General features: G+C 46.9%; 11 protein-coding genes, 2 riboswitches and 1 other annotated feature. Of the genes, 6 read left to right on the top strand and 5 right to left on the bottom strand.

All coding sequences use genetic code 11. The annotated features are described in order from the left end of the window. Nucleotides 1-78: 78 nt before the first annotated feature. Nucleotides 79-245: riboswitch (cyclic di-AMP (ydaO/yuaA leader) on the bottom strand. 117 nt (nt 246-362) lie between these two features. Continuing rightward, a riboswitch (cyclic di-AMP (ydaO/yuaA leader) is annotated at nt 363-572 on the bottom strand. A 380-nt stretch (nt 573-952) separates the two neighbouring features. Both ACK8P5_RS24460 and ACK8P5_RS24455 read left to right on the top strand, forming a co-directional pair. Beyond that, complete coding sequence (locus ACK8P5_RS24460) at nt 953-1,402, top strand: hypothetical protein (protein WP_422658772.1); 450 nt, start codon at nt 953-955, stop codon at nt 1,400-1,402. Between the two features lie 101 nt (nt 1,403-1,503). Beyond that, nucleotides 1,504-2,268 carry a TrmB family transcriptional regulator gene (locus tag ACK8P5_RS24455; RefSeq protein WP_422658771.1) on the top strand — a complete coding sequence of 255 codons (765 nt, stop codon included), beginning with the start codon at nt 1,504-1,506 and terminating at the stop codon, nt 2,266-2,268. A 93-nt stretch (nt 2,269-2,361) separates the two neighbouring features. Here ACK8P5_RS24455 and ACK8P5_RS24450 read toward each other — a convergent pair whose 3' ends face one another. Next, the gene (locus tag ACK8P5_RS24450) at nt 2,362-3,540 is read right to left on the bottom strand and encodes an MFS transporter (RefSeq protein ID WP_422658770.1); all 1,179 of its coding nucleotides are present in this window, start codon (nt 3,538-3,540) and stop codon (nt 2,362-2,364) included. Nucleotides 3,541-3,775: 235 nt separating this feature from the next. Here ACK8P5_RS24450 and ACK8P5_RS24445 point away from each other — a divergent pair, with 235 nt between their 5' ends. The 3 genes from ACK8P5_RS24445 to ACK8P5_RS24435 all read left to right on the top strand — a co-directional run bounded on the left by ACK8P5_RS24445 (nt 3,776) and on the right by ACK8P5_RS24435 (nt 7,113). After that, nucleotides 3,776-4,645: a helix-turn-helix domain-containing protein gene (locus ACK8P5_RS24445; RefSeq protein WP_422658769.1), complete on the top strand. Its 870-nt coding sequence runs from the start codon at nt 3,776-3,778 to the stop codon at nt 4,643-4,645. A gap of 145 nt (nt 4,646-4,790) precedes the next feature. Continuing rightward, a complete protein-coding gene (locus ACK8P5_RS24440; protein ID WP_422658768.1) occupies nt 4,791-5,756 on the top strand; it encodes an N-acetylglucosamine kinase in 966 nt (321 codons plus the stop codon). 49 nt (nt 5,757-5,805) lie between these two features. Beyond that, a complete protein-coding gene (locus ACK8P5_RS24435) occupies nt 5,806-7,113 on the top strand; it encodes a 6-phospho-beta-glucosidase (RefSeq protein WP_422658767.1) in 1,308 nt (435 codons plus the stop codon). 160 nt (nt 7,114-7,273) lie between these two features. Here the strand turns inward: ACK8P5_RS24435 and trpS are convergent, their stop codons facing one another. The 4 genes from trpS to ACK8P5_RS24415 form a co-directional block, all read right to left on the bottom strand. After that, nucleotides 7,274-8,260: a tryptophan--tRNA ligase gene (gene trpS / locus ACK8P5_RS24430; protein WP_422658766.1), complete on the bottom strand. Its 987-nt coding sequence runs from the start codon at nt 8,258-8,260 to the stop codon at nt 7,274-7,276. Between the two features lie 54 nt (nt 8,261-8,314). Further along, nucleotides 8,315-8,594: a binding site (T-box leader), on the bottom strand. A 98-nt stretch (nt 8,595-8,692) separates the two neighbouring features. Continuing rightward, complete coding sequence (locus ACK8P5_RS24425; RefSeq protein ID WP_422658765.1) at nt 8,693-9,565, bottom strand: SDR family oxidoreductase; 873 nt, start codon at nt 9,563-9,565, stop codon at nt 8,693-8,695. Further along, nucleotides 9,562-10,653, bottom strand: a complete 1,092-nt coding sequence (gene uxuA / locus ACK8P5_RS24420; protein WP_422658764.1) for a mannonate dehydratase — start codon at nt 10,651-10,653, stop codon at nt 9,562-9,564. The genes ACK8P5_RS24425 and uxuA overlap by 4 nt, the downstream gene beginning before the upstream one ends. 43 nt (nt 10,654-10,696) lie before the next feature. Next, a complete protein-coding gene (locus ACK8P5_RS24415) occupies nt 10,697-11,356 on the bottom strand; it encodes a GntR family transcriptional regulator (RefSeq protein WP_422661575.1) in 660 nt (219 codons plus the stop codon). A gap of 105 nt (nt 11,357-11,461) precedes the next feature. Here ACK8P5_RS24415 and uxaC point away from each other — a divergent pair, with 105 nt between their 5' ends. Beyond that, nucleotides 11,462-12,865, top strand: coding sequence for a glucuronate isomerase (gene uxaC / locus ACK8P5_RS24410; RefSeq protein WP_422658763.1), 1,404 nt, complete (start codon nt 11,462-11,464; stop codon nt 12,863-12,865). The last annotated feature ends 38 nt before the right edge of the window (nt 12,866-12,903 follow it).

The following is a 12,903-nucleotide window of genomic DNA, read 5'->3' as shown; positions in this document are numbered from 1 at the left end:
AGGGAAGGAGGATCACTCTTCCCGTGGCTTTAAGATGGCACAGTGAAATACACCGTGCCCTGCACACGACAATCGTTGCCTCTCTCTAAGTAACGCTTACGAGGTTAGCTGACGGATTCGGGCGTGAGAGTCGCCCTACCCATAGGCAGTGATCCTGCCGATGAGATTCACCCCAGAGAGAAATGCATATCTCCCGTTTGGTTCCCCCGTTCCTTTTCCGTTCAAGGACTCAGCGAATAAAAGCATTTGTTCATCTAAAGAAACCACAGAGGGCTAGAGGCCTCTGTGGTCGAGATTACCCGATCACAAGCTTCATCATCCTCTCCTATAAGCAAGCGAATCTATGCAGATTAAGGCATAAATGGCTTAAGCTCTAACGCTTACGAGGTTAGCTGACGGATTCGGGCGGTGAGAGTCGCCCTACCTGCACCTGAAATCCAGTATTTCATTGGATTTAGAAGCAGGATTCACCCCTGGAAGATGCTTCAGGCGGCTCTCACACCACCTTGCACATCTCTTGATTTGGTTCCCCCGATCCCTTACATGACAAGGGCATTCAGCGATTCAAGTGAATTCATTGTTCAATTCATGCTTCGTATCATACTTCTGGCGATTTAGAATGTAAATCGAGGGAGAAGCATGTATTGAGCTGTTTTATAACCAGAAAGGGTGATAAGTGAGTTGAATTCTCATTTATACTGCATGATGCTCTATATTTCTCTGTTTATCTCCCGAAATAAGCAAACTCGCAAGATACTGTGCATTTGGATAGATAATCGATGTAAGGGTGTAATGTACGCGTTTTCACTTGGCATTTTCGTGTGTTTTTTGAAGATATAGACCTGTTATGGATATTTACTTTGGAAGGGACATAACGTATGATTCATCCAACTTCATCCATATGATCTACAAATAGAGTTGTAATCGAACCGATGAAAAGGAGACACGCGTCATGGCTAGAATAATCGAACCTTTGCCAGCGTTAACGGAACCTACATTACAAGAGACAACGATACGTTATATCGAAATTTTTCGTTTTGACTGTGCTTATGCTGAACGGTTTTTACCAAGGAATATAAGTAGCCCGAACTGCGGCTTGCTCAAAATATCTTGCAGTACGGCTTCTGGCTATGCGGAGTATACACTGCCAGAGACAAGAGAGTTCGCGGATCTGGTGCGCTGGTCATCTGTATTTAGGCATTTGAAGGGATTACCTCTGGAGGAAGCTCTGCGAATTGTAGAGCGGCAGGAATGGGGAGCTCTTCGATGTAGACTCGCGGAGTCTGCTCTAACGGATTTATCCTTGAATTTTCAACAGAGCCATGAGCGGAAGCGGTTAGGCAGCTTGCCATTGGAGCGTTCTTTTCTAATGGATTGTTCACGTGCGTATTTTTGGTTCTAATTCATTTATTAAATATATATGGTTAGGTGTTATGAGTGGACTGGTCAATCGGCCCGCGCTCCGGTAACATAGAGGGTAACAAGAGTGTACAAGGAGGAGCTATGCTTCTACAATTCGGGTACTCGCAGTACGAGAGTAAAGTATATGAAACGCTGGTAACGAGCGGTGAGGCGATGGATGCATCAAGTATTGTGAAGCTCTCTGGTGTTCCCAAGGCCAAGATTTATGAGGTGCTTGATCGTCTAGTTGATAAGGGAATCGTGATGGACACCGTATCCGGTAAAAAGCGAACCTATACAGCACTGCCTGTTGAGGCAGTCATTGACAAGCTGACGCATGAGTTTGAAAGTGATATAAAGGAGCTTCGTTCAGCAGGTGTCCGTAAACAGGTTGTGGATGACCAGGTGTGGAGTCTGAAGTCGCACAGCTCCATTCAAGCGTTCTGCAAGCAGATGATTGAGGAAGCACAGGAGTCTGTTCTCGTCTCCATGTGGAGCGACGAATTTAGTGAAATTACGGATCTACTGAACCGTAAAGAACGTGAGGGCGTGCGTGTTGAGGCACTGGTGACGGGGAGTGATCACCCTGATGTTAACTTGTCGAAGTTATATGTTCTGAACCCTACCGCAGATCACGATAAGTTAGAGAGATTTATGCTTCTTGTGATCGATACGAAGCAGCTGCTGTTCGCAGGTGTGGAGCAGGGGAGCTGGCAAGCAATCCGGACGCAGGCACAGCCCTTTGTGAAGGTATTTGCTGAGTTTTTCTATCATGATATGGCGCTGACGGCGTTCAGCCGTAAATATCCGGAAGAGATGTTTAAGGACGAGGAGATTAAGTCTCTGTTGCTCCGACTTCGATATTAGATATATACGAAGAAGCCCCTGGCTGCATAGGCCGGGGGCTTTCATGTGTATGACAGAAAAGTCTAACAAACATTGTCATTATTAACTTGAATACTATGACGAAGCCGAGACGGTCTGTTCTTTCTTGCCTGTGGAATTGCGGGTCAGTGAGAAGGCAGCTACGCCAAAGGCAACGGCGGCAATCGTACCTCCCACCCAAGGGTTGTTAGCAACCGAGCTTTGGGCAATAACCGCACTACCGATCATGGAACCAAGTGCAATCCCCAAGTGGAACATAGAAGAGTTCAGGCTCAGCTGAGTCTCTGCATTGTCTGGAGCCAGCTGAAGCAGATAAGCTTGCTGTGCTGGAGAAAGCGCCCAGCTGAGCCCGCTCCATAGCATCATGGCGATGAGGAACACCCAGAATGAGACTTGTGCGGTCAGCATGACGACAAACATGGATATGGAGAAACAAGCCACAATGGTGAGAATGGAGCGTTTTGTACCGAATCGATCGGCTATAAAGCCACCTGCTCCTCCACCAACTACAGCAGCTATGCCGAACAGGAAGTACACGACACTCATCGTACTGGAGCTGACGTGAAATGTAGACTGCACATAAGGCTGCAGGTATCCATATAAGGTCAGGTGACCGGTCAGCATCAGGAATGCGATCAGTTGTGCACTAATGATCTTGCTGTTCTTTAACAGAGCAAGCTGTTCACGTAGAGGGACGACGGGCTTCGGAGCTACACGATTTGTGAATAAGGCAATACCAATCATGGCTAATAGGCTAAGCAGTGCAATAGCGATGAATGGAGCACGCCAGCCGTACGCATTACCAATAACGATTCCAAGTGGTACGCCAAGCACAAGTGATCCACTGATACCCATATAAATAATTCCGATTGCTCGTCCCTTATGCGATTCTGGCACAAGTGAAGCTGCCATTGAGATGGACAATACAACGATGACGGAACCGCTCATAGCAGATAACGCACGAGCTACGATGATGGCTGCATAACTTGAGGTGAACGCTACGATCAGGTTACTGACCATAAAGACAGCCATTGTATACAAATAGAGCTTTTTCCGCTCCATTTTTGCAGTCAAATTGATGAGGATTGGACCTGATAAAGCGAAAGAAACTGAAAAAATGGTGATAAACTGACCTGCCGAACTGATCGATATGTGGAGATCATCAGCAATAAGATTGAGGATACCTCCAACAATCAGTTCCACCATGCCAACAACAAACGCGGCTATGGCCAGTATATATACTCGAAAATTCAAACCGACACATCCTTATCTCATAAAGTATTACATTTAAGTTACTACCATTATAGTAACCTGATCTATTAGGCGCAACACTTTTTGAGTTGGATTGAAGTATTTTCCTTTTCGTCGATTTAAAGTCATAACGAGTAATAGCCTGTCTTATTACATCATGGTAATATTTGAATGATTGATTTGGAGCGGCATGAGAACGCTGCTTTTAAGAACATAAGCTGGAGGTGGGTTTGTGAATATGGACAGGCCACAGACGGTCATGCGCGATCATATTCTCTTTCCGGACATGTCTTTTCCATTCACGGTTTCGACGACAGAGGGCGTGAGTCCCGGATTTCAACGCCTACATTGGCATCAAACCTTAGAGATGAATTACATCCGAAGAGGAAGCGGCTATTATCTCATCAATGGGATGAAGATACCGTTTCAGGAAGGTGATCTTCTTTTTATTAATAGTAACGATTTACACCGGGCTTTCGAGACGGAAGATCTGGTGATGGATATTATGATGTTTGATCCTTCACTTCTGGCCATTGATCTGAAGTATGACCCGGATTTGATGCGTCCATTTCGTGAGGCGGGTGTACATCTCAGCCATGTCATTACGCATGGTGAGCCTGTAACACCACAGCTAGTTCAGCTATTCTGCAGAATAATGGAAGAGTACCGCATGCAGGGAGAAGGCTTTATGAGCTTAATTCGAGCAGATCTCATCCGTTTTCTTGCGCTTACGAACCGATATTTGCATGAAGTACCACAGCAGATGGTTCCACTCCCTATGAAGCATCGCGGCATGCATGTTCTTAGAGATGTACTCCACACGATGGAGCTGAATCTGGGTTATGGGTGGACGTTGAATGAATTGGCTGATCTTGCCCACTTGAGCCCTTCGCGGTTTAGTGCGCTGTTTCAACAGGCTGTAGGGACTTCTCCACTCAATTATTTGATTCAGTTAAGATTGACTAAGGCAGTGCATTTGCTGGAGACGACGGATTTGAAGATTATTGGTATTGCCGACGAATGCGGGTTTCGTAATTTATCTAATTTCAACCGACTCTTTAAGCAGCATACGGGCTTGTCACCTAGTGAGTTAAGAGAACGGTCTTAAAAATAATGATTTTATATATGACAGTAAGATAGTATCAGTTCTTACTTGTATAGCAGTAGTGTGAGCCCTCCTAAAGGATTATTCTGAACATATAGTAAACGTTTAATCCTGCGATTGCGCGATTGTTGCGAAAGGGAGGAAGTTCATGAGAAAGTACCTGGGCGTAGATGCTGGAGGGAGCAAGACGCATGCTGTTGTCGTGGATGAGCGAGGTAGTGTGCTGGGTAAAGGGATATCTGGTAACGGTAACCATCAGATTGACCGTGAAGTAGCAGAGCGTAATATCACTGCTGCTTGTGAAGCTGCATTGCTTGAGGCTGGAATTAGGAAGGAAGAGCTTAACTTCGCTTATTTCGGATTAGCGGGAGCGGATCGAGAAGCGGATTATGAGATACTTCGTCCCATGATTGGAAGTATGGGTTACCCAAGGCACGAAATTGCCTGTGATACGATGATTGGCATGCGTGCTGGCACAGACCGCTCCTATGGTGCAGCAATCATCTGTGGAACTGGATTTAATAGTGCAGCTCGGAATAAGGATGGCGAGGAACTGCAATACGGTGGTTTTGGCTTTAAGTATGGAGATGGATACGCGGGTGGATCTGGACTAGCGCTACTAGCATTCCGGTCTGTTATAAGGGCGTGGGATGGCCGAGGTCCCCAAACCTTGCTAACTTCTATGGTGCTTGAACACACGGGATACACTTCTGTTGAAACTTTGTACGAGGATGTTCTGTATGGTAAGACCTCGGTCCCATCTAGCCTGGTGAAGACATTGCTTGAAGCGGCTGAAGCGGGCGATACCGTAGCGGTATCTATTCTTGAGACTGAGGGCGAGGAGCTGGCTAACGCCGTATGTACTTTGATTGAGCGTCTAGGAATGGAGAATGATGCGTTTGATATCGTCTACATTGGAAGCGTTTTAAACAAAGGTAGAAGTTCGATTCTTACCAATGCCATTGAACGAATTGTAGCGAAGCGAGCACCTCGTGCTAGATGCGTTCATCTGAATGCGGACCCTGTGGCTGGTGCTTTGCTAAGTGCGATGGATGCGGATGGTCAAGTCATTGACGCAGAGACCGAGAGTAGACTGAAATCACTATCTTTCTAAGCGACCTGATATCACTTAGTTCATATAACATCTTATGGAGGCGATTGAAGTGACACAAGCACATGGACTCAAAATCACAGTCATCGGTGGAGGTTCCTCATACACCCCAGAAATTGTGGAAGGATTTATTCGCAACTATGATCAAATGCCGATCAGAGAATTGTGGTTCGTTGACATTGAGGAAGGTCAGCATAAGCTGGACATCGTAGGTAACCTTGCTAAACGTATGATTGAGAAATCGGGACTTCCGATTGAAGTACATCTGACGCTTGACCGCAGACGAGCGATTGAAGGCGCAGATTTCGTGACAACTCAGATGCGTGTCGGCTTACTGGCTGCTCGTAAGCTAGATGAGCATATTCCAATTCAGCACGGAGTCATTGGACAGGAGACAACAGGTCCAGGGGGCATGATGAAGGCGCTGCGTACGGTTCCGGTTATTCTGGATATTTGCCGTGATATCGAGGAACTCGCTCCGAATGCATGGATGCTGAATTTCACGAATCCGGCAGGTATTGTGACGGAAGCGGTGCTGAAGCACAGTAAGGTTCGTTCAGTTGGCTTGTGTAACTCTCCAATTAACGTCCAGAAGTTCTTAGCTGCAGAGTATCAGGTGCCTGAGAAAGACGTGCTGCCAGAGTTCGTAGGTATTAACCATCTGCACTGGGTAACCTCGGCGCTCGTTCGTGGTGAGGAGAAGCTACCGGAATTGCTGGATGGCGGAAAAAGCTACACAGCCAAAAACGTTCCAACCCTCGGCTGGGACGCAGACTTCATAAAATCGTTAGGTGCGATTCCAACTTATTATTTGAAATACTTTTACATGACAGACAAAATGTTTGCAGATATGAAGACCTCACTGGATAAGGAGGGCACTCGTGCAGACGTCGTAAGTCGTGTGGAAGAGGAATTATTCGAGCTGTATCAAGATGTGAATCTTGACGTGAAGCCGAAGCAGTTGGAGCAGCGTGGAGGGGCTTTTTATTCTGAGGCCGCGGTGAATCTGATGAACTCCATTTATAACGACAAACGTGATATTCAGACGTTGAACGTGGCGAATGGCAATACCTTTGACTTCTTGCCAGCGGACGCTAGCATTGAGGTAAACTGCGTAGTGACAGGACAAGGACCGATTGTGCTTTCACCTCAGCACGTGCCAGAGCATGTGAAGGGATTAATGCATGCAGTAAAAGTATATGAGAAGTTAACGATTGATGCGGCTGTAACCGGTGACCGTGGAATTGCACTTCAGGCACTCGTTCACCATCCGCTTGTTCCGTCTGTAGATGTAGCCAAAAAAGTTCTGGATGAGCTGCTGGAAGCACACAAAGCGTATCTGCCCGCATTTTTCAAATAAATGATTCATTATGAAGACAACTTAGTCTCATATTAGTTCCATAATAGAAAAGAACAAGAGCCTCCTGTAGAAGTGGAGTCATGCCGAATTGGCCTGCACCTTTCTTCTATATAGGAGGCTCTTGTATTGTCAGTGGATCAGTAAATGTTTAGACGCAAGCTTAGAATGTTACGAGGCCCATTGCGCGCTTCGCAGCCGTCAATGTTGCTTGGGCGGTTTCATTTGCACGAGCTGCGCCGTCCTTGAGGATGCTGTCTAGCTCCGCGGAATTTACGATTTCATGGTAAGTTTTCTGGATCGGTTCGAGCTTCGTAATCACAGCTTCTGCTAGACCTTTCTTGAACGCACCATATCCTTGGCCATCATATTGTTTCTCAATCGATGCAATAGATTCGCCTGAGAATACGGAATATATCTCAAGTAGATTGCTCACTTCTGGTTTCGTATCCCAGTCATAGCGAACACACATATCAGAGTCTGTTACAGCTCTGGAGAACTTCTTACGGATTACAGCTGGATCATCCAGAAGTGACACGTAGCTGTTCTGGTTCGGGTTACTCTTACTCATCTTACTGGATGGATCATCAAGACCCATGATTCTTGCACCTGTATCTTGAATAACCGGCTCAGGTAATACAAAGGTCTGGGCGTACTTGTTGTTAAACCTTGTAGCCAGATCCCGTGTTAGCTCGATATGCTGCTTCTGATCATCACCAACTGGCACGTGAGTAGCTTGATAGAGCAGGATATCGGCTGCCATCAGCACGGGATAAGTGAAGAGAGCGGAACTGACCGTATCTTTACCTTCCGATTTATCTTTAAATTGTGTCATCCGGCTCAGTTCACCGAAGTGTGCTTGTGTCTCTAGCAACCATCCAAGTTCCGCGTGAGCAGACACCTGGGATTGCAGGAAGATGACAGCCTTTTTCGGATCAATGCCAGCAGCAATATATAGGGCAGCAATGTCCCGGGAGCGCTGGTATAGCTCTTTAGGGTCTTGATAGACTGTGATGGCGTGTAGGTCAGGGATGAAGAAATAGCAATCATAGTCGTGTTGGTTCGCTACAAATTGGCTGAGTGAGCCACTGTAGCCCCCGATGTTCAAATCTCCGCTGGGCTTAATGCCCGATAACATTCTTTTGTTCATAATTATTGACCTCCTTTGGTTTATGAAACAATAAAAAAACACCTCGCCCCTGTTATCAGGGACGAAGTGTTTGACTCCGCGGTACCACCACTTTTCGGCAACATATGCCGCACTTTAACATGACGGGAAGAGGGTCATTATTCATAACCTATTCCGATCACTTCTCCCATGGTAACGGGGGAGTACCGTCAAAGCCTACTGCCCTGCATAGACAGGGGTTGGGTTTGAAGCGAAGGGACCCATTCACTAACCTCATTGTACCGGACCTCACACCTGTCGCCGGCTCGCTTGAACAACGATGGATAAGCTACTATTTTCCCTTCATTGCTTTCGTGTATTTGTTCTTACTAAGATGCCATATTTCAAGTAGATCGTCAAGGTGGTTATTTAGACTCTTTCAAAACTAGTGTAACCTCATGTTTGCTAAGTATACTATACCCCGGAATAGGCCATAAAGCCGCCATCTACCGGGATGACCGTTCCGGTAATGAACCCGGAGGTGTGTTCATCGACAAGCCAGAGAACGGTACCGAGCAGATCCTCAGGCACACCAAAGCGCCTCATTGGGGTATGCGTAATAATTTTATGCGAGCGCTCGGTCAGAGAGCCATCTTCATGCGTGAGAAGACTACGATTCTGGTCCGTCAAGAAGAAGCCGGGTGCAATGGCATTGACCCGAATGCCGGACTCGGCAAGATGCACCGCTAACCACTGGGTAAAGTTGTTGATGGCTGCTTTCGCTGCACTGTAGGCTGGAACCTTGGTCAACGGCGAAGGTGCGCTCATGGACGAGACGTTAAGCACGACGGCACCGGGGCGGCCAAGCATGCCTTGACCGAAGACTTGGGTCGGGATGAGTGTCCCGATAAAATTCAGATCCATTACACTTCGGAAGCCAGGAACGCTGAGGTCAAAGAAGGTAGATACCTCGGGATGTTCCAGATCCTCTGGACGAAAAACTTCATTCGTCGTATTGGCATCCTTATGATTACCACCGGCTCCATTTATGAGGATGTCGCAGGGTCCAAGCTGACTACGCACCGACTGCTCAGCAAGGCGCACGCTTTCGATATCCGTGACGTCACAAGCGACAGCAATGGCTTCACCACCGATTGCCTGGATCTCATCCGCTACGATCTGTCCCTTCTCCAAGGTTCGGTTCAGAACCACTACCTTTACGCCTTGCCGTCCAAGCTCCAGTGCCATTGCTCGGCACAAGACCCCAGACCCGCCTGTGATCGCAGCAACTTTTCCTGCAAGAGATGGGTGGAGGGGAAGTCTTGCTGAATGCGGGGATTGGCTCATACAGCGGAAGCCTCCTTTTGATTTTCCGTTTTGGCTCTTTGGGCCGCATCCCATACCCCCCACAAGTACATGATGCCGAGTGCGCGGTCATATAGTCCGTAGCCTGGACGGCATTCCTCGCCCCAGATATGACGTCCATGGTCAGGTCTGCAATACCCGTTGAAACCGTTATCATTATAGGCTTTCACAATACCTGCAATATCCACACTGCCATCCTGAGTTCGGTGGGAGGTTTCGATGAAATCACCATTATCGAATACACGTACGTTACGAATATGGGTGAACGGAATCCGGAGATGAAATTCATGGATCATTGCAATGATGTCATTGTCTGGGTTGGCTCCGAGAGAGCCGCTGCACAATGTTATGCTGTTAGACGGGCTATTATATAAGTTCAGGAATCTTCGGATATGATCTTGGCTTGTTATGATACGTGGCAGTCCAAAGATCGGCCAAGGTGGATCATCGGGATGGATGGCCATCCGAATACCGCATTGTTCCGCAGCTGGAATGACGGCGCTTAAGAAATACTCTAGGTTGTTCCACAAATCCTCTTCCGTCACATTGCGATATGCCTCGAACAAGGAGGAGAGATGATTAAGACGCTCCGGCTCCCAGCCTGGCATGGTTAATGCACTGTTATCATGAATGCTTCGTACAAGCTCCATCGGGTCGATGCCGTCAATCCGTGCCTTTTCGAAAAAGAGTGCCGTTGATCCGTCCCCCGAAGCTCTATGCAGATCCGTACGAACCCAGTCAAATACGGGCATGAAGTTGTAACAGATCACTTTAACGCCAACCTCAGCTAGCTTCTCGATCGTACGAATATAGTTCGCTATGTAGTGATCACGTGAAGGCAGGCCAAGCTTAATGTCTTCGTGGACATTAACACTTTCCACGACATCTAGATGTAGCCCGTATACATCAGCCTGTTTACGGATTTCCTGAATCCGCTCCATAGGCCATTCCTCTCCTACGGGGACATCATGGAGTGCCCATACAATACCTTCTACTCCGGGAATTTGTCTAATCTGATCCAGCGAGACTGTGTCGTTCCCCTCACCGAACCAGCGGAATACCATACGCATATTTCCACCGCCTCTTCCATAAAAATACGATACAAACAATGGTTTACTTAAAATAATGCGGATGCTTCTCCTTAAGTACCGTTAGGTTCGAGATGATAAGACTTAGATGCTCTTGCATGATGCGCTCCGCATAATCACCATCTTGTCGACGGATCGCGTCAGCCATCTCTCGGTGCTGCTCATACAGATGACTCCAGTGTGGATTAGCAGATAGCCACAGCATGCGGCTCCGGTTCAGGTGTGCATTCATCTGCTGAATGATATTCCAAGTTCCTTGTTTACGGCAGCCTTCGAATAAAATCCGATGAAAGGACTCATCCAGCTCGAACATTCGTTTACCATCCTGGTGTTCAATGCTTTCCTTTTGCTGGGCTAGGTTGGCTTCAAGCTCCTCGAGTTTATTCTCCGGAAATGCTTCACATGCAAGCCGAATCACAGCCTTCTCCAGTTGTTCTCTCATAAAGCGAGCTTCCTCAACGAGCTCGGAATCAATTAGCGATACCTTGGTTCCTCGCTGTGGCAATACGAGAACAAGCCCTTCTTGAGCCAATCTTACAAAGCTTTCACGAACGGGTGTCCGGCTTACCTCAAATGCAAGGGACATTTCCTTCTCGGACAGTGATGTTCCAGGCGGAAGCTCCAAGCTCACGATCTGTTGTTTTAACTTGTTGTATACGATGTTACCTGCTGATCCAGGTCCCATGTGTAAAGAATCTTCCACATGATCACCTCCTTCGTTCCATACTACCATACAAGTATGGTAGTATGGAAATGATTGTTAATGACCATTACGGGGAGGGAATGAAGAATGAGTCGTTTTGATACGGAATCTCTGCTGCTCACAAGTAAAAGCGCCCGAAAGCTGTATTATGATTATGCAGCAGAAATGCCTATAATTGATTACCATAATCATTTGAGTCCACAAGATATTGCCGAAAATCGCCAGTTTGATAATTTAACAGAAATATGGCTGGATGGAGACCACTATAAATGGAGGGCTCTGCGCTGGCTTGGTGTTGATGAGGAGCTTATTACAGGAAATGCCTCCGACAAAGACAAGTTTATGGTATGGGCCAAAAATGTCCCTCGAATGGCTGGGAACCCGTTATATCACTGGACACATCTAGAGTTATCCCGATATTTTGGCATTCATGATCGACTGTCAGAGCACAATGCGGAAGACGTGTGGAATCGTTGTAATGAGCGGCTGCAGGAGCCATCCCTGCGTGCGGCAGGTATACTGGAGAAATTCAAGGTTAAAGTAGCTTGTACGACCGACGATCCAATTGACCATCTAGAGTTCCATCGTAGCATTAGAATTAATCCCGATATCAAGACGATTGTAACACCGGCGTTCCGCCCTGACCGCGTGCTGGACATTAACCATGATGGATTTACCGAGTATGTAAGGGCGTTGGGGGATATCGCAAATGTAACGGTCGATTCGTACTCCGGACTTATAAATGGGCTAGATCAGCGGATTACTTACTTCCATGAGCAAGGTTGTCGATTGTCAGACCATGGATTCGGAGCCTTTCCTTTTGTAAATGCGTCTGAAAAAGAAGTAGTGGGCATTTTCAAGAAAGCAATGCGTGGAGAGAAGGTTTCGTCTGAAGAGGAAGGGAAGTATCGTACCTTTACGCTGCTTGCACTCGGACGAATGTATCGTGCCCGTGGATGGGCTATGCAGCTACATATCGGAGCAATCCGTAATAATAATGCTCGCATGTTCGGTCTTCTTGGTAAGGATACCGGGTATGACTCGATACTTGATTTTCATCTGGCGGCTTCACTGAATGCATTCTTAAGTGAGCTTGACCGGACGAATGAACTTCCTAAAACGATTATCTACAGCTTATATAGCGCGCAGTATGAGATGATTGCATCGACGATTGGTAATTTCCAATCCTCTGAAGTCGAAGGCAAGCTTCAACTGGGTTCAGCATGGTGGTTCCATGATCAGAAGGAAGGGATGCTTCAGCAGCTGAAGGCATTATCTTCTATTGGACTAATCAGTACATTTGTAGGCATGCTTACGGATTCACGTAGCTTTATGTCTTTTCCAAGGCATGAGTATTTCCGGCGTGTCTTATGTGCTTTGTTCGGGGAATGGATCAAAGATGGAGAGCTCCCAGCAGACTATGACTACATTGGTGGAATCATTCAGGACATTTGTTACCGGAACGCAGAGCGGTATTTTGAAATTCGGTGATGGCGTGTGAAATATTGAATTGTAAGCGATTACTATGC

The sequence above is a fragment of the Paenibacillus sp. EC2-1 genome (assembly GCF_049311625.1).
Lineage (GTDB): Bacteria > Bacillota > Bacilli > Paenibacillales > Paenibacillaceae > Paenibacillus_AQ.
Note: the sequence above shows the minus strand (reverse complement) of the source record. Positions and strands in the feature narration are given on the sequence as shown.

Coding starts and splice junctions, on each gene's coding strand:
- ACK8P5_RS24415 (WP_422661575.1), bottom strand. CDS start 11,356: ATGGGACCTGGATCAGCAGGTAACATCGTATACAACAAGTTAAAACAA.
- ACK8P5_RS24460 (WP_422658772.1), top strand. CDS start 953: ATGGCTAGAATAATCGAACCTTTGCCAGCGTTAACGGAACCTACATTA.
- ACK8P5_RS24425 (WP_422658765.1), bottom strand. CDS start 9,565: ATGAGCCAATCCCCGCATTCAGCAAGACTTCCCCTCCACCCATCTCTT.
- ACK8P5_RS24455 (WP_422658771.1), top strand. CDS start 1,504: ATGCTTCTACAATTCGGGTACTCGCAGTACGAGAGTAAAGTATATGAA.
- trpS (WP_422658766.1), bottom strand. CDS start 8,260: ATGAACAAAAGAATGTTATCGGGCATTAAGCCCAGCGGAGATTTGAAC.
- uxaC (WP_422658763.1), top strand. CDS start 11,462: ATGAGTCGTTTTGATACGGAATCTCTGCTGCTCACAAGTAAAAGCGCC.
- ACK8P5_RS24445 (WP_422658769.1), top strand. CDS start 3,776: ATGGACAGGCCACAGACGGTCATGCGCGATCATATTCTCTTTCCGGAC.
- ACK8P5_RS24440 (WP_422658768.1), top strand. CDS start 4,791: ATGAGAAAGTACCTGGGCGTAGATGCTGGAGGGAGCAAGACGCATGCT.
- uxuA (WP_422658764.1), bottom strand. CDS start 10,653: ATGCGTATGGTATTCCGCTGGTTCGGTGAGGGGAACGACACAGTCTCG.